17 protein-coding genes are annotated in these 20,012 nt (G+C 42.9%); 11 read left to right on the plus strand and 6 right to left on the minus strand.

Annotated elements, in window-relative coordinates; translation table 11 throughout:
• Nucleotides 1-143: 143 nt before the first annotated feature.
• The 3 genes from BT142_RS08505 to BT142_RS08515 form a co-directional block, all read right to left on the minus strand.
• Nucleotides 144-815 carry a leucine-rich repeat domain-containing protein gene (locus tag BT142_RS08505; RefSeq protein WP_072417772.1) on the minus strand — a complete coding sequence of 224 codons (672 nt, stop codon included), beginning with the start codon at nucleotides 813-815 and terminating at the stop codon, nucleotides 144-146.
• Nucleotides 816-964: 149 nt separating this feature from the next.
• Complete coding sequence (locus BT142_RS08510) at nucleotides 965-1,201, minus strand: leucine-rich repeat domain-containing protein (protein WP_072417773.1); 237 nt, start codon at nucleotides 1,199-1,201, stop codon at nucleotides 965-967.
• A gap of 76 nt (nucleotides 1,202-1,277) precedes the next feature.
• Nucleotides 1,278-2,621: a fibronectin type III domain-containing protein gene (locus BT142_RS08515; protein WP_072417774.1), complete on the minus strand. Its 1,344-nt coding sequence runs from the start codon at nucleotides 2,619-2,621 to the stop codon at nucleotides 1,278-1,280.
• Between the two features lie 193 nt (nucleotides 2,622-2,814).
• Here BT142_RS08515 and BT142_RS08520 point away from each other — a divergent pair, with 193 nt between their 5' ends.
• From BT142_RS08520 to BT142_RS08540, 5 genes are all read left to right on the plus strand, one after another.
• Nucleotides 2,815-3,537 (plus strand): LytR/AlgR family response regulator transcription factor, encoded by a 723-nt coding sequence (locus tag BT142_RS08520; RefSeq protein WP_072417775.1) that lies wholly within the window; start codon nucleotides 2,815-2,817, stop codon nucleotides 3,535-3,537.
• Complete coding sequence (locus tag BT142_RS08525; protein ID WP_072417776.1) at nucleotides 3,538-4,845, plus strand: sensor histidine kinase; 1,308 nt, start codon at nucleotides 3,538-3,540, stop codon at nucleotides 4,843-4,845.
• 4 nt (nucleotides 4,846-4,849) lie between these two features.
• Nucleotides 4,850-6,079, plus strand: coding sequence for a sensor histidine kinase (locus tag BT142_RS08530; protein ID WP_072417777.1), 1,230 nt, complete (start codon nucleotides 4,850-4,852; stop codon nucleotides 6,077-6,079).
• A gap of 135 nt (nucleotides 6,080-6,214) precedes the next feature.
• Nucleotides 6,215-6,673, plus strand: coding sequence for an SMI1/KNR4 family protein (locus BT142_RS08535; protein ID WP_072417778.1), 459 nt, complete (start codon nucleotides 6,215-6,217; stop codon nucleotides 6,671-6,673).
• A gap of 107 nt (nucleotides 6,674-6,780) precedes the next feature.
• Nucleotides 6,781-7,209, plus strand: coding sequence for a hypothetical protein (locus BT142_RS08540; protein ID WP_072417779.1), 429 nt, complete (start codon nucleotides 6,781-6,783; stop codon nucleotides 7,207-7,209).
• Between the two features lie 116 nt (nucleotides 7,210-7,325).
• Here BT142_RS08540 and BT142_RS08545 read toward each other — a convergent pair whose 3' ends face one another.
• Entirely contained in the window at nucleotides 7,326-8,126 is an 801-nt protein-coding gene (locus BT142_RS08545) for a hypothetical protein (RefSeq protein WP_072417780.1), read from the minus strand.
• A 936-nt stretch (nucleotides 8,127-9,062) separates the two neighbouring features.
• On the opposite strand from BT142_RS08545, the gene BT142_RS08550 reads away from it, so the two are divergent.
• From BT142_RS08550 to BT142_RS08575, 6 genes are all read left to right on the plus strand, one after another.
• Nucleotides 9,063-9,911, plus strand: coding sequence for an AAA family ATPase (locus tag BT142_RS08550; protein WP_242871949.1), 849 nt, complete (start codon nucleotides 9,063-9,065; stop codon nucleotides 9,909-9,911).
• Between the two features lie 135 nt (nucleotides 9,912-10,046).
• Nucleotides 10,047-10,358 carry a hypothetical protein gene (locus BT142_RS08555; RefSeq protein WP_072417781.1) on the plus strand — a complete coding sequence of 104 codons (312 nt, stop codon included), beginning with the start codon at nucleotides 10,047-10,049 and terminating at the stop codon, nucleotides 10,356-10,358.
• 256 nt (nucleotides 10,359-10,614) lie between these two features.
• The gene (locus tag BT142_RS08560) at nucleotides 10,615-11,178 is read left to right on the plus strand and encodes an RNA polymerase sigma factor (RefSeq protein ID WP_072417782.1); all 564 of its coding nucleotides are present in this window, start codon (nucleotides 10,615-10,617) and stop codon (nucleotides 11,176-11,178) included.
• A complete protein-coding gene (locus tag BT142_RS08565) occupies nucleotides 11,171-12,256 on the plus strand; it encodes a hypothetical protein (RefSeq protein ID WP_072417783.1) in 1,086 nt (361 codons plus the stop codon). Before BT142_RS08560 ends, BT142_RS08565 begins: the two co-directional genes overlap by 8 nt.
• 928 nt (nucleotides 12,257-13,184) lie before the next feature.
• Entirely contained in the window at nucleotides 13,185-13,373 is a 189-nt protein-coding gene (locus tag BT142_RS08570; RefSeq protein WP_072417784.1) for a helix-turn-helix domain-containing protein, read from the plus strand.
• 103 nt (nucleotides 13,374-13,476) lie between these two features.
• Nucleotides 13,477-14,697: a tyrosine-type recombinase/integrase gene (locus tag BT142_RS08575; RefSeq protein WP_072417785.1), complete on the plus strand. Its 1,221-nt coding sequence runs from the start codon at nucleotides 13,477-13,479 to the stop codon at nucleotides 14,695-14,697.
• Between the two features lie 440 nt (nucleotides 14,698-15,137).
• Here BT142_RS08575 and BT142_RS08580 read toward each other — a convergent pair whose 3' ends face one another.
• Both BT142_RS08580 and BT142_RS08585 read right to left on the minus strand, forming a co-directional pair.
• Complete coding sequence (locus BT142_RS08580; RefSeq protein ID WP_072417786.1) at nucleotides 15,138-16,019, minus strand: hypothetical protein; 882 nt, start codon at nucleotides 16,017-16,019, stop codon at nucleotides 15,138-15,140.
• The gene (locus BT142_RS08585; RefSeq protein WP_072417787.1) at nucleotides 16,016-19,708 is read right to left on the minus strand and encodes a hypothetical protein; all 3,693 of its coding nucleotides are present in this window, start codon (nucleotides 19,706-19,708) and stop codon (nucleotides 16,016-16,018) included. Before BT142_RS08585 ends, BT142_RS08580 begins: the two co-directional genes overlap by 4 nt.
• Nucleotides 19,709-20,012 lie beyond the last annotated feature (304 nt).

Raw genomic sequence — 20,012 nt, forward strand, 5'->3', positions numbered from 1 at the left:
TCAAGATCGGACGGAAGCATTATTATGTGTGTGCGATGTGGTTAGAGCCCATTACTGACACAGATTAATAAAATCACATTTGAGCAAAGAGCGAAACGCTATTTTGACTGTATTTAAACACAAGCAAAAGTCTGTTTGAATACCTATAAAATAATAAAAGCGGCGAGATGTATCATTGTTTTGAAACATTTCGCCGCTTTTTTTGCGTTTTGCGTGTCAATTTTTTGGGTTTTGCGCGTCAGGCAACATTTATCCTTGTTGTACAGCACTCCGTTATATGATGAATAATTCTTATTGTTTTCCCCGACTGTAAATTTTTTCAGCGCACTGCAATTAATAAAAGCACCTGAGCCTATACTTTCAACGCTGTCGGGAATGGTTATACTTGTGAGGTTAAAGCAGCAGCCGGAAAACGCTCCGTCACCTATGCTTACAACGCTGTCTGGAATGGTAAAATCTTTGAGCCATGAGCAGTAAGCAAACGCTGAGTCACCAATACTTGTAACAGTGTCGGGAATAGTTATATCGGTAAGACTACATGAAAGAAATGCATCATCACCAATGCTTGTGACCTTCATCCCGTTAATATCCGAAGGGATAACTATGACCTTGTCACTTCCGGTATAATCAGTAATGCTAACGGTGTTATCTTCTTTGATTTCGTAAGTGAGATCCTCAAAGGTATCAGCACTTGCGGAAATAGCTGTCAGGTTCGTGACCGCCTGCGTTACCGGCTGAAAGGGAACGATCCCCGTCACCAGTGAAAGCGCCAGCACACCCGCCGCTAAGTGTTTCCATGTGTTCTTGGTTTTCATCATAATTCCTCCAAGCTAAAAGCATTAGCATTCCCAAAAGAATAGACATATCCCCCGAGACACGCTTGATTTTCAAAATCCCAAAAAATCCATCTTGTAAAAATATTATATCATATTTAAACATGGCTTGTCAATAATTTGCCGATATATTATTCTATATGAAAAGCGACATCGCCGATATTTGTGGCACTGTCGGGAAGTTCAATGCTTTTGAGTCCGGAGCAGCCGCTGAAAGCCTTACTTCCGATCTCTGTAACACCATCGGGAATAGTTACGCTTGTGATATTATCACAGTTGTAAAAAGCATTGCCGTTGATAACTGTGACCTTTCTTCCATTGACCTCAGAGGGAATGGTCACAGCTCCGCCCGAACCGTTGTATTTCATTATAATAGCAGTATTGTCTTTAAGGCTGAAACCGCACTCGAAATCACCAAAACCGACTGCGCTGCAAGTTCCGATATTATTTGATAACGACCCTGACCACCCTGTTCACAAGGTCTGTCGTATCAAGCTTTCCATTCACGTAAGCACCGACCACAAGGTAATAAGTCCCCTTAGGGGCGTTCTTATAGGTGAACAAGGTGGTTCCGGCACCTACAGTCTTTGCGGGCTTCCAGCTCTTGCCGTTGGTCGTGTAGCCGATCACATACTTCTGTGCGTTCGGGACAGCCGTCCAGCTGAGTCTGAACGCATTGCCCTGAACCTCGACGTTTGCTTCGGGATAAGTCAGCGCATTCGGGGTGACGATTATCGCGTTGGAAATGTCTTTGTTCCACTCGCCGTCTATTTTCGCGAGGACCGCCACCTTATACTGCTTACCGGGGCTCAATCCTTTCAGCACATAAGAGGTTTCGACGACCTCGGTGACTTTAGTCCACGAACCGCTGACAAAAGCCACGACCGCGTACTTTTCAGCGCCTTCGACCTCAGTCCAGTTGAGCCTGACTGCACCGTTGCCTTTTTCAAATGTAACAGTCGGGTTCTGTTTTTTGCCGTCAATAAGCTCATACTCAAAGCCGTTGTCAATCGCGTACTCTTCGCCGGATGTGCCGGGATAGCAGTATATCTTGAAGCCGTTAAGCCTGACAAGTTCTTCTATCGTTTCGTCATAAATCATGCCAAACGCATATTTGCCAATTTTAGTTACATTGCCTGGAATGGTAACTGATGTAAGTGCGGTGCAGTCACAGAATGAATGACTGCCTATCGAAGTCATACTATCCGGTATGGTTACAGATTTAAGTGAAGAGCAGTAAGTGAATGCGCCGCTGCCTATAGAAGTCACACTGTCTGAAATAGTAATAGAGGTAAGTGAGGTGCAGTTATAGAATGTATCTTCTTTTATAGAATCTATACTATCTGGTATGGTTACAGATGTAAGTGAGGAGCAGTAAGTGAATGCCCCCTTCTCTATCGAGGTCACACTCTCCGGTATGGTTACTGATGAAAGTAAAAAACAAGATGCAAATGCTTTTTGCCCTATCGTAGTCACACTGTCCGGAATGCTTACAGATTCAAGTGAGGTGCAGAAAGCAAATGCCCTTTGCCCTATCGAAGTCAATACATATCCACCGATCTCTGACGGAATCTCTACCACTTTATCACTGCCAGTATATTTGGTGATCTCAGCAGTGCCGTCATCAAGAACCTTATATTCATAATCACCGAATATTTTATCCGCACTCACCGTGACAGCCGTATCAGCCGCCACTCCGCCTACATAAGGCTGTGCCATCATCACACCTGCGGCACAGAGGACTGCGAGTACCCCTGAAACTGTGCGTTTTGTTATGTTTTTAGTCATAAGTTTTTCCTCCTCACAACAGATCGTTAATTGTTGAGTAATAATATTGTACACTTTCTTTTTCGTTTTTTCAATACCCGATTCTTATTTGGTAGGTTTCAGTTCTTATTTTGCATATCTGTTGTATGTTTACAACCGCCGCCGAATGTGATATAATGGAACATAGCAATATATCCCCATCCGAGGTGAGAAAATGATAAACATTGCTGTAACAGACGACGAGCCCGGGATGCTCGAACTGGTCTGCCGCAGAGTAAGCGAGGAATTTTCAAAGGTCGGTATGGAGTTCTCGGTCAGCCGATTTGATACGGGCAGAGGTTTTCTCGGTGCATTTGAAAACGGAGCAACATTTGATATACTGTTCCTCGACATAAAGCTGTCCGACTGCACGGGTATGGAACTTGCCCGAAAGCTCAGAGAGGCTGGTAGCCGCATACTCATCGTGTTCGTGACTTCGTTTGACAACTACGTTTTCGAGGCTTTTGATTACGAGGCTCAGGGCTATCTCAGAAAATCCGAGCTTGACGAACGGCTCGGCAGGACTGTCGAAAGACTCGTCAGAAAATACAATGAAGATCACAGAGAGATCGTGCTGCACAATCTGGATGGTCAGATAAAGGTCGCAGTCAATGATATCGCGTATTTCGAGTCTCACGCCCACACGATCACTATGTTCGGCTTTGACGGAGGGGAGTTTTTGTTCACCGGCTCGCTTTCAAAGCTCGAAAAGGAATACCGTGCCTTTGGATTTTTCAGGGTGCATTCGGGGTATCTCGTGAATATGTATCATGTGTATTCGATCGAGAAAAACGATGCTGTTATCAGGCTTGCGAACAAAGAAATTCGTATCCCCATAAGCCGGAGCAAGCTCAGAGGGTTCAGGGACGCTTATCAGCGAAATATCAGGGGTGTGTGAATGAGTACGCTTTATTTTCTGTCAGAAGCCGCCGCAACATATTTCGAGAGCGTGATCATCCTGCTGACGCTTTTCAGGATACTTGACTCGGGCTTTAGCAAAACGGTCAGAAGTATCACGATAGCCGTCGGCGGTCTGTTATTTTCGGCTGCGACAATGGGCGTCGAGATGATAAGCCCGATCTACGGTGATCTGCCCGACCTTATCATAATTGTGCTGTATATTTCGTTCAGCATGATAGTCTTCAAAAGCAGAAATATCATGAAGCTGCTTGTTCCCGTTGCACTTATGATAATGATACTTATAATAAATATCTCGGTTATAGCTATAATGTCAAGGATATGGGATATTTCGATCGAGAACTTCACTTCCGTGCAAAACGGTTTTCGCATCCTGTCCCTTTTTGTGACGAAAATACTGTTTATGGTCTCAGCCGGGATCCTGTCAAGAAAACTCAGCACCAATGAACCCGAGCTCTCGGCAGATGAGTGGATATGGCTGACAGCTATTTCTGTATTCTCATCGGTAATGCTGTTTATTGTGGCACAGATGCTGTTTTTTGGTCTTGATAAGGAAAAAAGCATACTGATGCTGTCCGCCGCGATGGCTTTCATCAATATCGGGATATATGTTTTTGCGGACAGACTTACCCGCAAGAACCGTGAGCTTTACGAGCTGAAAATGATGAACGTCCGTGCCGATGAACAGCTGAAAACGCTTCATTCCATCGAGGATATCTACAGTCAGATGCGCATACTTCGTCACGACATGAAAAACCAGTGGATAGTGGTGAACGATGCCCTCAAAAGCGGCGATACCGAGCGTGCAAGGCAGACGGCTGCGAAGGTTCTCGGCAGTATCGACAGCTATTCCGATATGGTCAGGCTTAATGCTCCTGCGATAAGTGCTGTGCTCAATTACAAGCTTTCGGCAGCAAAAGCCAAGAATATCCGAATAGTCACAAGCATACACGACTGCTTCGGTGGCATTGAGGAAAATGACATTGTCATGCTGCTGGCAAATCTTGTAGACAACGCCATTGAAGCAAGTAAAAAGGTCAGCGAGCCGCAGATAGAGCTTATCACCGAAATTAAGCGAGGATATCTGAACATCGTTGTATCAAATCGTATCGAGGGTTCTGTGCTTGATACAAACCCAAAGCTTATTACCTCGAAGCCTGACAAGCTTTCTCACGGTCTGGGCTTGCGTTCGGTGAGGCAGATATGTGAGAAGTACGGAGGCTCGGCGGAATACTACGAGGACGGGGGACGGTTCGTGGCGGATATACTGCTGAAAATTAAGAGGTGAACCTATGGAGACAGCACTTTATCTTATCTCAAACGCTGTGCATTTGTATGCGGTGTTTATGCTTTTTAAAGCAACTCTCGGAGAGAGCAGACTGCCGCCCTTTGCTGAAAGGCTTACATACATTCTGTATTATGCCGTCAACTGTTCGGTGTTTCTGTTCACGGAAAGTATGCTGCTGAACCTTATCAGCAACACTCTTCCTATGTTCCTGATAATGCTACAGTACCACCGATACTTACGGACATATTTCTTCATGACATTTGCACTTACTGCTGTGGGAATGTTCATCGACTGGATAGTTCACTGTATTGTTCCCGATTCCATATTTATAAGCTGCAATACGCTCCAGAGCATCATGTTTCTGGGACTTGCGTTCATATTCCGAAGAGTGCTTATCAGGGAGGACACGGACATAAGCAGCAATTTTGAGACATTTCTGCCTATACTCTGCTCGGCAGGAACTGTTATAATTGCTGTGCTTATGGGACCTGTTGCGAATCTTACAGGCATGAGTATTGCAGCGTTGCTGCTGATGATAAATTTTCTTACCTTTTACAGCTATGACAAGCTGCTGGAGAAAATGCGGCTCAAGCTTACTCTCAGCAGCATCGAGCGGATAAACAAGACCTACCATGAACAGCTTGAAATAATGCAGGGATCACAGAAGCAGATACGTCTGCTTCGCCACGATATGAAAAATCATCTGCTGGTGATAGAAAGTTTTATTGAGAGCGGCGAGACGGAAAAGGCTTGCACCTACATAAGCCGGCTGACCGACAGCATGAAAACAGATGCTTCATACATCTCGACAGGCAGTTCCGAACTTGACGGTCTGCTCAATTACAAACGTGCCGCTGCTTCTGAAAAGGGCATAGACTTCAAATGCGGCATGATCCTGCCTGCCGATACGGACATAGACAGTATTGACCTTACGGCACTGCTGGGAAATCTTATAGACAACGCCATTGAAGCAAGTGAAAAGGTCAGCGAGCCGCAGATAGAGCTTATCACCGAAATAAAGCGCGGCTATCTGAATATCGTTGTTTCAAACCGCATCGAGGGTTCTGTGCTTGGTTCAAACCCGAAGCTCGTCACCTCGAAGCCGGACAAGCTCTCGCACGGTCTCGGACTTCGTTCGGTGGGGCAGATTTGCGAGAAGTACGGCGGCTCGGCGGAATACTACGAGGACGGGGGACGGTTCGTGGCGGATATACTGCTGAAAATGAAGAGGTGAACTAATGGAGACTGCACTTTATCTTATTTCGAACGCAGTGCATCTGTATGCGGTTTTCATGGTATCAGGAAAATATACCGTCCTGAACAGCACTGAGAGAGGGGCTTCGATAGGCTGAAAGGAGCATAGCATAAAATGTATTTTGATAATTTTATAAAAAAATGCGATGACATGGGATATAAGCTGTACGGCATGAGTCATCAGGAGATAGCCGAACTGACAGACAAATATCAGCACCTTCCAAAAGCCTATACAGAGTTGATGGGGTTACTCGGTCACGGAACAACCGCTCCGTTCTGGAACGGACAGGACTTTTTCTGTTATTCAGTTTCGTCACTGCATGAGTACGCATTTGATACTTTAAAAGAAAACGAAGAAACAATAGCATTAAGAGATTCGGATTTTGTGTTCTGGATGTCTCAGGGCGTTTTGTTTGCTTTTTTTAACCTAAACGAAGGCGATGACCCACCGGTATATTTATATACAGAGGCTGTCCAGGGGAGATTTATAAGGGTTGCCGAAGCTTTATCCGATTTTATATGGAATTACTGTTTTGACCCGGGAAATGCATTTATTGAATCAAACCATACATAGCTGAAAATGCAAAATAAGAACTGAAACCTGCCAAATTTGAATTATATATTGAAATGATGAAAAAACTCCTGTATAATGTTATCAGCATTTTACAGGAGGTTTTTTATATGAAGGAAAGGTTCAGTCCCTCAACGCTCATTATCGTAGGTATCGTGCTTATCACGCTGGCGGCGTTTCTTATGACAAGTCAGAAAAGGAACACAGAAAAGTACAGTACACGCGGAATCGAGGTTCAGTGCGAAACTGTCGAGGTATTAACAGGCAGAAAGGGCAGGCAGACTGTCACGGGCGCTTACGTCAACAAGAGCGGTGAGACGGTTCTTGCTTCTGTGACGCGAAACGCATCGACCTACGTCGGCGAGAAATACACTGGCTACACGCTCCCCGAATCACCCGATACTGTCTATTGTATCCCCAGCGATTCAATGTTGAAGATCATGAAAATGGTAAACTTATGCGTTGGCGGGGCAGGCTGTGTGCTTCTGCTTGTGGGCATTATCGCAGTCGTTGTGAAAAAAGCGCGTGACGTGTATTGAGAGGGCTGCAATATGAAGGATTATGAAGCTATGGATATATAACAAACACGGCGCACCTTTCGCGGGTGCGCCGATAGTTTTAGGCAATACCGCACAACCATTGCGCGGTATTGCCTTTATATTTCAGCATCAAAAGCTGCCAATATCCCGGAATACAGACCGAGTTTGAGCATAAGCTGCCCGTCATCAAGCAATCCGAGCTGTTCCGGCGTGATGCCCTCGCAGGCTGCCGCCATTCTTGACGCGAAACCGTCGATGACCGTCTGCTGTTCGGGAGTATATCCCGAATCGGAGATCTCGTCCGAGTGCTCTGCAATCCATTGGTCGCGTTCGCGGGCTGTCTGCGAGAGATCTTCCGCAGCCGAACGCAGCGTATCATCCGGCAGCGGATATCTGCCGGTAAAGTCGCCTGCACACCAGTAGGTGTCGTTCTGAGCGTCGTAACTGAGGAAAAACAGCCATGTATCGCCTTTTTTCATCGGCGTGAGTTCGCTGAACGTCAGAAGCTCGCCGTCGGTTGAAATGCAGTACTTCTGCGATATTTTCACCGTTTCAGCAGCCTCGCCTTTGAGGACTTTTCTGACGTTGATGACATTGCTCGAAACTGCGTCAGCAGCAAAAGTGCCGGGAGCATCGCAATTCTGACAAGTATCCTCGCAAAACTCCCCGATAACGATGAGATCGGATGCCTCAGAAAGATCATTGATATCGTAATAGATCACTCTGTCCTCATCGACTTTCTTAACGGTCTTGTATTCTGTCGGGGCTGTTTTCGGATATTCAGTGCCTTCCTCAGAAGCCGTTTCAGCCGATGACAATTCGGGAGAAGAAGTAGCTTTCTCTGGATCTGTCACACCCGATGAAGAATTGCAGCCGGTAAGCAGCACAGCTATGGCAAGAATTACTGTTTTTTTCATGATACCGCCCCCCGTGATATGGTTTGTTTTTTATCATTATATCACACAATTCGGGGAAATGCAAGGCTCAGCGGTTTGAAGTCGGCATATATAAGACAGCTGCTTGAACTTGGAGGTGAGTTCGAGCAACGCAACTGAAAAGTATTGCATTATATTATTTTTTTCGCCGAACAACTCCTCAAAACCCCGTAATATCGGCATATTTAGCTGTTCGGCAAAATAAAAAGTAAATAGATCAGAACACGCTCAGTGTGTTCTCTATCCCCACAAATCCGTCTTACAGTGCATACAAACCACAAATAGCCCGCAATTACGCCGTTTGTGCGGTAATACATTCTGAAAAGTTCGTCATACAAGGTGCTTACAAATGCCGCTATGTAATACGCATTGTAGGTCGCAGTAATGCAGTTGTATTGCGGATAAATGTGCTTGAAATGCCCGAAAATACTTGCTTTTCAGCGTTTTGTAATGCGGTAATACGAAAATAAAAATATAGAGAGCTTATATTGCAATAATAATTTCAAGCTGTAATGACACAGACCATTAAGCGGTCTGCCGAACGCTTGCCGGCTCGGGGAGTACCCCGGATCCCTCACTAAGGTAAATTTAAGATAGATAAAGCAGCAGCACTCGCAGCAATGCGGGTGCTTTTTGTTGTGAAATCAACCAAATCAAATAAGACAAATCTATGCAAAACAGAGAATAATATTACAATTTCAAAAAAAGCGTTGAAAAATCAAGGACTTCTTCCCGTATACAAGTAGGAAAAATTATTTCTCACTTGGCAAAAGAGCATAAGCTTTGTCGTTGTGCAATACAGAGAACAGTTGTAAATATTCTGTAAAACAGGTTGTAAAAACCTCGACTTCTTCCCCTATACATATGAGAAAACTTACAAAACGACACTGCTATATATCAACCAAAAGGAGAGAATCATTGAAAGAACTCATCACAAAATCCTGCGAGGAGATCATGACAACGCTGTACAAGCCAACGGTGTTCACGGTCGAGGACTTGCTGGCACAGGGATTGTTCATTCTCGCCGGCTCGCCGAAGGTCGGGAAGTCGTGGCTCGCTCTTGAACTGTGCCTTGCAGTCGCAAAGGGAGAAAAGTTCCTCGACTGCACCACACAGCAAGGCTCGGCGTTGTACTTCTGCTTGGAGGACAGCTACCAACGAATCCAGTCAAGGCTGTACGAACTGACTGACGAACCCTCAGACAAGTTGTTCTTTGCACTGAAAGCAGACACCATCGGCAACGGCCTTGAAGAACAAATCACCAAGTTCAAATCGGAACATGACGACCTTCTGCTGGTTGTCATCGACACGCTACAGATGGTGCATAACGAATTGGATTCGAGCTACGGCAGTGATTATGCGGAACTGTTGCCGCTGAAATCTCTCGCTGAACAACTCAGCATCAGCATCGTCCTTGTCCACCACCTTCGCAAAGCAACGGACAGCGACCCGTTCAATATGATCTCCGGCAGCACAGGGCTGAACGGCTGTGTGGACGGGCTGTTCGTGCTGTTGAAGTCTAAGAGAGCTTCGGGGCAGGCGGTGCTTCACTGCACCGGTCGTGACATCGAGGACAGGGAACTGTCTCTCGTGCGTCAGGGTGCTCGGTGGTTGCTTGCTGACGATCATGAGGACAAGCCGCCGGACATTTTTGTGTTCGCCGTTCATGACCTCATGGTCGAGCAGCGGACGTTCAAAGGCTCGGCGACGGAGCTGTGCGGACTGTTGCAAAACAAGTTCGGCGGTGATTTTTCGCCAACAGACTGACCCGTGACCTCGTCCGTCATGCCTATGAACTTACGGCGCTTGGTGTGAAATTCGAGCACGCCCGAAGCAACGGCAAGCGACTGATTCGGCTCTCATACGACGCGTCGGGTGACGGCAGTGACGGTAAAAAATCTGATGCCCCGGGACACCAATTCTACTGACCCTGCTGTCACCGCAGGCGTGTCTTGCCGCTCGGAAACCGTTGAAAATGCGGCGTCAGCGTATGACGGTGACGGTAGAATCTGTACCAAATCTACTGACCCTGTGATTAGTTCTACCGACCCTATTGATGACTCTGCTGACCCTGAAAATCTTATCATCGACGGCAAGCAAATACCTGTCGCGAGAACGTCTCTCAAAGATATTCTGCACCGAAGCGACGCAAGGCTCCGGCAGATGCTTAACCAAAACGGCACTCTCCTGCCGGAGCACAAACTCGCAACGTGAGCCGATTTGTGCCCTCCGAACGATGAGGTCGGGTAGTTTAACAGCAGACCCAACAGAACGCCACAGAAGCGATGTGTCGGAATTTGTGGGCGAGGTACGGCGGAGTTACGAAGCATGAGATATGGTTATCTTCGGCGTGCCAACGAGCACGCCGAATTTTTCTTGACTGACCTATAAACTCATGGTATAATATTTCCCGAAAAATGTGACCAGACCGCTCTGTTTCCTGTCTGTATAAGTGAAAGGAGGTCATGCAATGCAGGACGAAGATATTATAAAGCTATACTTTGCGCGTTCGGAGCGTGCCATCACTGAGACGAGCGGCAAGTACGGCGGCTACTGCAATTCCATAGCGTTGAACATTCTTCACGACCGTGAAGATTCGGAGGAGGTCGTCAACGACAGCTATCTGAAGGTCTGGAACACTGTGCCGCCGACCCGACCGCAGAGTCTGAAAGCATATCTCGGCAGGATAGTGCGTAACCTTGCGCTCAACGCTTATGAAAAACTGAACTCGGCAAAGCGCGGCAGAAGCGAGGTTCGGCTGGTGCTTGACGAACTTGCGGAGGTGATACCGTCGGGAGACAGCACGGAACAGTATCTGGAGCGGAAGATCTTAGAGCAGCTGCTCGACTATTTTCTCGGGACACTGGACGACAGCACACGCAGGATTTTCGTGCGGCGGTACTGGTACATGAGCAGCATCAAAGAGATCGCACACAGCTATAAGCTCAGCGAAAGCGCTGTCAAAATGAAGCTCAAACGCACCCGGGGAAAGCTGCGGGAATATCTTATCAGGGAGGGATTTGGCGATGAATGAGATGGAATTATTGCGGTCGTTCGGGGGGATAAAAGACAAATATATCCTCGAAGCTGACGAGGTCAAAAGAAAGAAGATGAACAAACGGATAGTCGGGATACTTATTGCGGCGGCTCTGATTCTAATGTGTGCGATAGGTGCAGGAGCATATTTCGCGGACAGAACCGGGCTGCTGAACGGCTTGAAATGGTATTTTTCCGACACGGATGACCTGACCGACGGCGAGATAAGGGCTCTTGACGAGGTGACTTCCTACAAGGGCAAATTTAATGAGAACACGTTCACGGACGTTGACGTGACATTCGCGGGGGCTATGTATGCCGATAACGCCTACACGGCGGTGTTCACGCTGCGCAGGACTGACGGCACGCCCTTCACAGCGCCCAAAGGTTATGTTTGGCGAACCGGTTTTACCGACGTGGGGCTTGATCTGTTTTTTATTGACCGCACGCAGAAAAGCTATACGGTCACGCCGCAGTGCTTTATAAACGACGACGGCAGTCTTTCGGTGAGCGTGCATTCAAACGGCTTTTACCAGCCGCAGTTTAAGAAGTATATCGTGGGATTCACCGGTCTTTACTGCGTCCCGGAGGACTATGCCTGCGAGGAAAGCACAAAACGTCAGGAGCTTGCGGAGGCAGCGGTCAGCGCATATCAGTCGGCAGACAAAGAGCATAACAAGCTGTACGAGCAGAAGTGTGACGAGTATTTTGCATATTCAGAGGAAATTTCTTCCGACTATGTGACCGGAGAAATAAGATTCCTCATTGACCTGTCAGATCTTCCCGACAGCACTCTGCACCTTGAGACAGAGCTCAACGGGCAGACTGTGAGCGTCCGGCTGACACCGATAAGCATAGACCTTGAAACCGTCGGCACGGACGGCACACGCTATAAGGAGAATGATTCCCTGCCCGTAACGATCGTCTATAATGACGGCAGCAGCTTCGGTGCAAAGCGTACATATTTCATGTCGGATCCCGGCAGGTGGAGCATGGGCTTCTACCCCGACAGACCGATAGATATGGCACAGGTAGATCATATTATGCTCGGAGATACGGAAATGTACATAGAATAAATTTTCACCGGCGTGCCTACGGTTGCACCGATTTTTTGTTCATGAAATATTTACAACAAAAATGCTATAATTATCTCTGAAAGCGTCAGATTTTCCAGGAAAAATACGACTAACGTAAATGAATGCTTTCAACAATCGGAGGTAGAGGTGCGTAACGAAACAGTACCTTAGCCGCATCACTCTTACCTTTAACAAGCGTTAAGAGCATAAAATATAGGGTATTCCGACAGTCCATATTCAAGGCGATTTTCGAGAGATTTATGTAAAAGCCAGCATCGCATTCGGCTGTCCGCTTGGACGGTCTGCCGAACGCTTGCTGGCTCGGGGAGAACCCCGGACCCCCTTTCAATTTTGCAACGTAAGTAAGGAATATCACAAAGAATAATCAGAAGCACTCGCAGTAATGTGAGTGCTTTTGTTGTGAAATCAACCAATTCATACAAATCATGCTCAACCCAAACGGCACCCTACTGCCGGAGCACAAACTCGCAACGTGAGCCGATTTGTGCCCTCTAAGCACAGAGGTCGGGTAGTTCAACCACCAAGCCAACAGAACGCCACAGAAGCGATGTGTCGGCGTTTGTGAGCGAATATATGGCGAACAAAAAAGAATGGAGATGAACAAACATGAATCATTAAACGGCAGATAATTCACTGATTATTCAGTTTGCAGGTTAAATTGCGGCGTCATTTCGCCGCAAAAATCACAGCGGACGGCAAAGCCGACCGCATTTTACGGGGCTTTTGGGCTATCCGGAATTGGTGTCATTTTCTGAAAATGTTATTTTTGACGGTGTCAAAATTACAGAAACGTGCCTAAAACGGCGATATTTCAAGATTTTTTCATAGAGTCAGTGCTGAATTATCTCACAAAATCAATGAACAGAATAATAGCAACAATTGAAAGAAACAGGAGAGTGATTATAGAATGGCAGAAACAAAAATAACAATGCTGACGATCAAAGAAGCCGCAGCACTCGTGGACGGTCTAACCGAATACCGCATCCGTGAGCTGTGCAAGTCGGGTCAGCTTCCATGCTTCCGAGCAGGCAAGAAGTACCTCATCAACAAGGATATTTTATACAAATTCCTTAGCAACAATTTATCGGTTCAGTAGAAAAATGTGTTGCAAAACTTAACAATCCGCCTGCCGACTGGAATGCCCATACGTCTTGTGGTATTGTTGGGTTGCCGGCAGGTGAAAAAAAGGAGGAAACTAAATGGCTTACATTGAAAAACGCAAGAATAAGAAAGGCGAGGTCACAGCCTACAGAATTCGTGTTTACAGCGGCTACGATGTTCACGGCAAGCAAATAGTGCAGTTCAAAACGTGGGTGCCGCCGGAGGGGATGACTGCCAACCAGATCAAGAAAGAAGTCCAGCGACAGGCAGTCCTGTTCGAGGAAGAATGTGCGAACGGTCAGGTGACTGCGAACATAAAGTTTCAGAAGCTCGCCGAGCAGTGGTTTGAAGAATACGCAGAATTCAACCACCGCAGCACCACACTCGAACGTGAGAAGAAAATCACCGACCGTGTGTATCCGGCACTTGGACATCTCCGAATCGACAAAATATCGGCGAGGGATATTCAGAAATTCATCAACTCTCTTGCGAAACCCGGTGCTAATATGAGAAACGGCAAACCGTTGTCGCAAAAGACGATTCGTCACCACTTGTCATTCATATCGTCAATATTTGAATATGCGATACGGCTTGATATGCTGAGCACAAACCCTTGCAGCAAGGTGACAATACCAAAGCTCGATGCTGAGGGCAAAGTTTATACAAAACCCGAAAAGCAGATTTACACCAAAGAGCAGGCTCGTGACTTCATGAAAATGATCTCAGACGCACCCATGAAATATAAGGTGTTCTTCACGCTGGCGATATACACGGGTTGCAGGCGAGGAGAGCTGCTCGGCATCGAGTGGAAGAACGTTGACCTTGAAAATTCCACGCTCATGATAGACCACACCTCAAACTACACTGCTGAAAAGGGAATATACGCAGACGTGACAAAGACCGAGAAATCCACAAGACTTGTTGACCTGCCCCCTGCGGTATGCGAACTACTCAAAGCATACAAACACGATCAAGACTGCTATAAAATGAATCTCGGCAACAAGTGGCAGGAGCATGACCGCCTGTTCACGAAATGGGACGGTCAGCCCATGCACCCGAACACGCCTTACACCTGGCTCATGCGAGAGTGCAAACGGCGAGACTTCCCATTCTACGGAATACACACGTTCAGGCATTTCGTAGCATCTGCGGAAATCGAAGCCGGAGTTGACCCGACGACAGTTGCAGCGATGTTAGGGCACTCGACACCCGTAACGACTTTATCAACGTACTCGCATATCTTCGCAGAGAGCCGCCGCAAGGCAAGCACCGCAGTCGCCGACCTGCTCGAAAGCAAGGAAGATAAATCAACAGGATAAATAATACAGCCGACAGGAACAAACGCTGTCGGCTGTATATTTGCTTTTAGTTAGTAGTAATTTGATAAAGTCCACAATAAAGTCCAAAGGCGATTTTTAGGCACAAAAAAAGCTCGCAAACAACGTGTTTACGAGCTTTTTGATTGGTGCGGCAAATGGGACTTGAAATGAGATTTTTAATTATCACATCTTACCTCAATTTGCTAAAAAGCACGGTATTACGCGGTTTTATGTGATCTATCTTTGCGGAACATTTATTCTTTCCGCTAATTTTTCACATCAATAATGGACAGATAATGGACAGAAATGGACAAGACCTTTGGCATCTCTACAATAAGATTAGAATGATCATAATAGGAGCCGTTCTCGCAGGAGGGCGACTCTTGTTCTTTTAGGCATAAATATGTCTTGTGCATTTTTAGCATAGAAAAGTGGCTTATTTAACACATTGCAATTTTTTGAGCAATATTGAATATTATCTCATTAGGGAGAAGACTTTCACTTTTTCCTACATATTCCTCTAATAGTCCGTAGAGTATTGAATTATCTTTGCATAATTCTTGTCCCTTTTCAGGAGGTCCAAAAAATCCATCTGGGTCGTATTCTTTGTATCCATAATTTATGTTTAACCATTTTTTTAAGCTATCTTTTGATTCACTCCGTACCGCTGAAAAATTTTCACAGTAATATAACTTATTGGATGGGTTAATATGAATTGCAAGGTAAATAATATTGAAAACCAAATCACGATATCTGCAATACCTTATAAAAGTCAAATGATACATCTGCTTGATTATTTTTTCTTTATCTTTATCAGATGAGTTTTTAATTTGATCAATCAAGAAATTACAATTAGTAAAATACTCCTCTGTTTGTTTGACTATGTCTTCCAACATAGTTTTATAATCACCGTATTCCGGATTATCATTTTTTAGATTCAGTTTGTTCTTAAAATATTTCTTTTTAATTGCCTTTTCGGCTGTTTGTCCGTATACTTCTACGTTGTTATGAGAATAATAAGATCTCAAATCGTTTATAAGATAATAGTATTCGTTCATTTCCTTATATTTTGAAAATGGTATATTTTCTTTTTCTGCATAATCTATATAGCTTTTTATAAGCCAGCCGCAATCTACCAACATTCTGTATAGATTTGCAATAAAAAGCCAAAAACAGAAATCATCATTATCTGACGGAAGATAAAGAGGATTATAATTACAAAAAAGAAAAAGTTTGGGATCGAGATCTTTTTCAACTTGGTCGTTCAATTTCTTAACTTCGTCTTTAAGAAACGAAGTTAACTTTTCTGATTCTGAACTCATGATTTTACATCCTTTCTTTGGTTATCACGCCTCCTTTTAATACCCTCCTCTGTATAAACTCGACATCTGGTATTAGAGAGTCCGATTATCAGACCATTCATTTCTTGCCCTTCAATAATACTTTCTCCCTTGTTAGCAATATCATTAGCACTAAATGCAAAATAATTGTCAAAGTATGTAGCATTTGAAGCGCAACGATCAATAATACAATAACCAATTTTTCTCTCCGAATCGTAATAGCTGACTTTTCCGGAGAATTTCATATAATCAGATTCATCATCATTATTATTGATCTCACAAAGCAGATAAGGCACATACATTCTTTCATACAGTCTTGAACTGTCAAAATCATTCTCATGTATATATTTTTGCTGTATTTCTTTGCATTTAACGAAATTAAAGTCTGAGCAATACAGCGTTGAAAGTGCATACATATACGACATATAAGGTTTAGGACGTAATTTACCATCTGAATCAATAAACTCAATGTATTTTTTGCATACTTTATTAAGTTTAGACCATCCGTCTAAATCAATACATAGTTTCTTTCTCTCTGATGGAATTTCAAAAATATCCTTTCCGGTATACAAATTCATCAATACTCTATACAGCAATACCATTGCGCTTTTGCATTTGCTGCTTACAAGCATTTTAAATCTGTCTTTATCCATCATATATGAAACTATGCGTTTCATAGACTCCTTTTTTGACAGTTCATCAAGATTAAAGCTTTTCATTAATTCGCGGCTGCATATAGTTACTATCAATGTATCCTTATCATTTTTAAAATGCTTTTCGATGTCACGATAAATCTCTGTTTCATCTAATGCATCATCAAGAGTTAACTCACTGTCATCCGTCAGCGCCTCATAGAATTTCTGCTTTCTCTCGCCAAGTTCGTCCTTTTCTCCGTAGCCTCTGTTATTGATCCTGAGATCTTCCGATTCGGTCAATACCGAATAGATTACACCCAACAGTCGAAGGTACATATATTTTTTTGTAATCTTAAAGTTTATCGACCACTTTTCAAATACTTTTAGCAATGAAATATAATAATATCCATTACTGTTTTCATTACCAATGGCTTCCATTATCCATTTGACCAACGTTTCAAAATCGACCGGCATAAATTCATTCATGCATTTTTTTAATTCAGGATCATTTTTACAGGTCAAATTTTTAAGAATATCTTTTTTCTCACAATATGAATAGCAGCAGTTTGCCAACTCATTAATAAGTCTATACTTTACTCTATTGTCTTTATGTGAAATATCATTCTCACAAGCAACAATATTCGCCTGTGTTATTTCAGCAGTTTTACGCAAACCTTTAATAGCTTCGATCAGATTCTTCCCATATTCTTCATTATCGGTTGACAATGAGGAATCATTTTTGGCTTTATGATTGTAGTACTCCCTTTTGAAAATAATGGAAGTAATTAAGAAACTATCTCCAACATCAAGTTCAGATTTGATCAAGTCGTCTAATTTATTGAATATCTCATTAAGATTACTATATATATATTGATAATGAGGAAGATCAAATCCTTCTTTTTCCTTATATTGCGAATTTGGACCGATGCACTGTAACAGTCTGCACAAGCAATCTACGATATTTGTATCAGGTGATTCGTATTTACTGTAAAGATCCAGTAAATCAATCACAAAATCCAAGTACTCTTCTTTACCTTCATCACTGTCTTCGAACTTATTTTTTATATACAGTTGTGCCTCGCTGATATTACGAAAAACAAATTCAAAACCATCATCGTTGTCTTTTCTTAATATCCATGGTATAGAGCGCGAAGCAAAATCATATAGTTCGGAATCATTTCGTCCTGTACTATATACTATCGAATTATTGATCAAATCGTTATCTAGAATACCCATTGCAAGTACTGAAGGAACCTGAATATCATAAAATGAAAAAACTGCAATACATAACTGAAATTTTTTCAAAGCCTCCACAGCCCACGTATATTTGTCATTCTGCGCTATATTATCATAATTGTTGTCATCGAATCGTTCTTCTGTTTCAGAAAAGCCAAAAGCCGACTTAATATTGTCAAAGTCTCCTTTGTTTGTGTTCTTTAATAAAGTTGGGGAGCTATTTATTCTGTCCTCAAATATGCGCTCAAGTTCATCTTCCAAAGTTGTCTTGATTATTTCCTGTTCTTGGTTCAATCCCTGCTCCAGCTCTTTCTGAAGAGCATGAATCATATAGTAAAAATACTGGAATACGTCCCAACCTTGACTTTCAATATTTTCCCAATTAAGATCACTCCAATATTCACTAAATACTTTTCTAATTCTATCATTAAATAAAGCATCTCTCCTTGATGCACGAATATACCAGTTTTCTTCTTTTTCATTATAACAGATCAAAGATTCATAATTGTTATTCAATTTATTCCTTACGATCTTTACTGAATCGGAACCAATTTTTTTAAAGTCATAATACTTGATGTCTCTTGAAGATTTTTTCCAAGAATCATAAGAGCAACAAACCAACACAAATTTTCTGCCTCTGTGATTTAACATTTCTGCAAGTTTCTTGCACTCTTCAGTATCATGATTATCCCAAATGAGCAACACTTTTGTGTCAGAGATTTTGTTGATTTCCTCGATCATTTTATCTATTTGTGTGGCTCTTTGATCGTCAATTTCAGTATCAGCATTAACGACCATGACTGGATATTTCTTTTGATTAAATATCGTGTAGGCAAGGAATCCGAGCGAAACCGATTTACTTGATGCAGGAGGACCACTAAGCACTAAAAGATTATGTGGAACAAAACGACCATATTCATCCATATTTCCGGACAGAGCTTTCAATGTAAGTTCTACAAGCGTGTCAGAAAAATCTCTTTTAATATAGAAATTTGATCTTTCGGAATATCCATACCACTGTGTACAATCCCGGGAACTCAAATTAAGAAATCTTGAATATAATGATCGACGCATACTTTTGCTTGATAAATATACTTGTCCGATCTCTGTTTTTTCTTCACTTACCAAAGTTAGCCAAGAAAGCGTCATTGATTGATCAAGTCTATCAACAGGATAGCTCTTATTATTTATATAAAAAACGTCTCCTTCTATAATTTGGTTATCGTTTTGCTTAAGCGATGCAATTTCTTCTTCGGAAATACTATCATAAGGTTCATATTTATAAAAATTAAAGTCAAAATCTTTAATACGTTCTGAATCCATAAATTCTTTACATGACTCAACTGTATCATCCACACCAAAAAATAAAATTTTAGCATTTGGAAGTTTGATACTTTGCCGCACGTTTCTAAAAATAGCTCTAATAATTTTAGACTTTAAAATTTTAAAATCGGAACCTATTACACATATTTGATTGTCATATACCTTAATAAGTCTTGCCAACTCATCTTGAAGCTCACTATCGTCATCAGGACCAACCATGTATAATATCTTGTCTTTTCCTGTTTTGGCTATAGTATCAGAAGTTATAGACAGCTTTTTATATTCTCGAAACTTTTCAGATATAATGGAGTCTTCCAAAAGAGAAATAACTAAATGCCAATTTTGTTCACAGAACCATTTTGGCAATAATTCAGTATTGACTCTTTGATCTATTATTAAAATCATCTTATTCCTATTAAACATTTCTCTAAGATCATAAACAGAGAAATCTTCTTTATTTGAAAAATAAGCACACATAAACTATACTGCCTTTCTAATAAAAATACATAATAGATCTGTACGGTACCTATGCGCCGCACGATGATTAGCGGACAGGTTCAATGAACTTTATAAATTGAAGCTATATAAACTCAATCCAGACATGGTAAAAGTAACAATTTATATTATTATATCACAAATAATAATGTGATTTATTACCGAATTTTATATAAATTATCTATTATATGTAAATACTGACCCAGTCAAGTATTTCAAAGATATTCCTCTGATGTTTGCATTTTATTTACATTGTTAATGCGGTTTATCCTATCGTTTTCATTGA

Origin of the sequence: Ruminococcus sp. YE71, from assembly GCF_900119155.1 — a bacterium.
In the GTDB taxonomy this organism is placed as follows: Bacteria; Bacillota; Clostridia; order Oscillospirales; family Ruminococcaceae; genus YE71.

What these genes read in the sequence shown, in the direction of transcription:
- BT142_RS08585 (WP_072417787.1), bottom strand. Translation starts at nt 19,708, where the DNA reads ATGTGTGCTTATTTTTCAAATAAAGAAGATTTCTCTGTTTATGATCTT.
- BT142_RS08580 (WP_072417786.1), bottom strand. Translation starts at nt 16,019, where the DNA reads ATGAGTTCAGAATCAGAAAAGTTAACTTCGTTTCTTAAAGACGAAGTT.
- BT142_RS08520 (WP_072417775.1), top strand. Translation starts at nt 2,815, where the DNA reads ATGATAAACATTGCTGTAACAGACGACGAGCCCGGGATGCTCGAACTG.
- BT142_RS08525 (WP_072417776.1), top strand. Translation starts at nt 3,538, where the DNA reads ATGAGTACGCTTTATTTTCTGTCAGAAGCCGCCGCAACATATTTCGAG.
- BT142_RS08535 (WP_072417778.1), top strand. Translation starts at nt 6,215, where the DNA reads ATGTATTTTGATAATTTTATAAAAAAATGCGATGACATGGGATATAAG.
- BT142_RS08560 (WP_072417782.1), top strand. Translation starts at nt 10,615, where the DNA reads ATGCAGGACGAAGATATTATAAAGCTATACTTTGCGCGTTCGGAGCGT.
- BT142_RS08505 (WP_072417772.1), bottom strand. Translation starts at nt 815, where the DNA reads ATGAAAACCAAGAACACATGGAAACACTTAGCGGCGGGTGTGCTGGCG.
- BT142_RS08565 (WP_072417783.1), top strand. Translation starts at nt 11,171, where the DNA reads ATGAATGAGATGGAATTATTGCGGTCGTTCGGGGGGATAAAAGACAAA.
- BT142_RS08510 (WP_072417773.1), bottom strand. Translation starts at nt 1,201, where the DNA reads ATGAAATACAACGGTTCGGGCGGAGCTGTGACCATTCCCTCTGAGGTC.
- BT142_RS08575 (WP_072417785.1), top strand. Translation starts at nt 13,477, where the DNA reads ATGGCTTACATTGAAAAACGCAAGAATAAGAAAGGCGAGGTCACAGCC.
- BT142_RS08530 (WP_072417777.1), top strand. Translation starts at nt 4,850, where the DNA reads ATGGAGACAGCACTTTATCTTATCTCAAACGCTGTGCATTTGTATGCG.
- BT142_RS08515 (WP_072417774.1), bottom strand. Translation starts at nt 2,621, where the DNA reads ATGACTAAAAACATAACAAAACGCACAGTTTCAGGGGTACTCGCAGTC.
- BT142_RS08570 (WP_072417784.1), top strand. Translation starts at nt 13,185, where the DNA reads ATGGCAGAAACAAAAATAACAATGCTGACGATCAAAGAAGCCGCAGCA.
- BT142_RS08540 (WP_072417779.1), top strand. Translation starts at nt 6,781, where the DNA reads ATGAAGGAAAGGTTCAGTCCCTCAACGCTCATTATCGTAGGTATCGTG.
- BT142_RS08545 (WP_072417780.1), bottom strand. Translation starts at nt 8,126, where the DNA reads ATGAAAAAAACAGTAATTCTTGCCATAGCTGTGCTGCTTACCGGCTGC.
- BT142_RS08555 (WP_072417781.1), top strand. Translation starts at nt 10,047, where the DNA reads ATGCCCCGGGACACCAATTCTACTGACCCTGCTGTCACCGCAGGCGTG.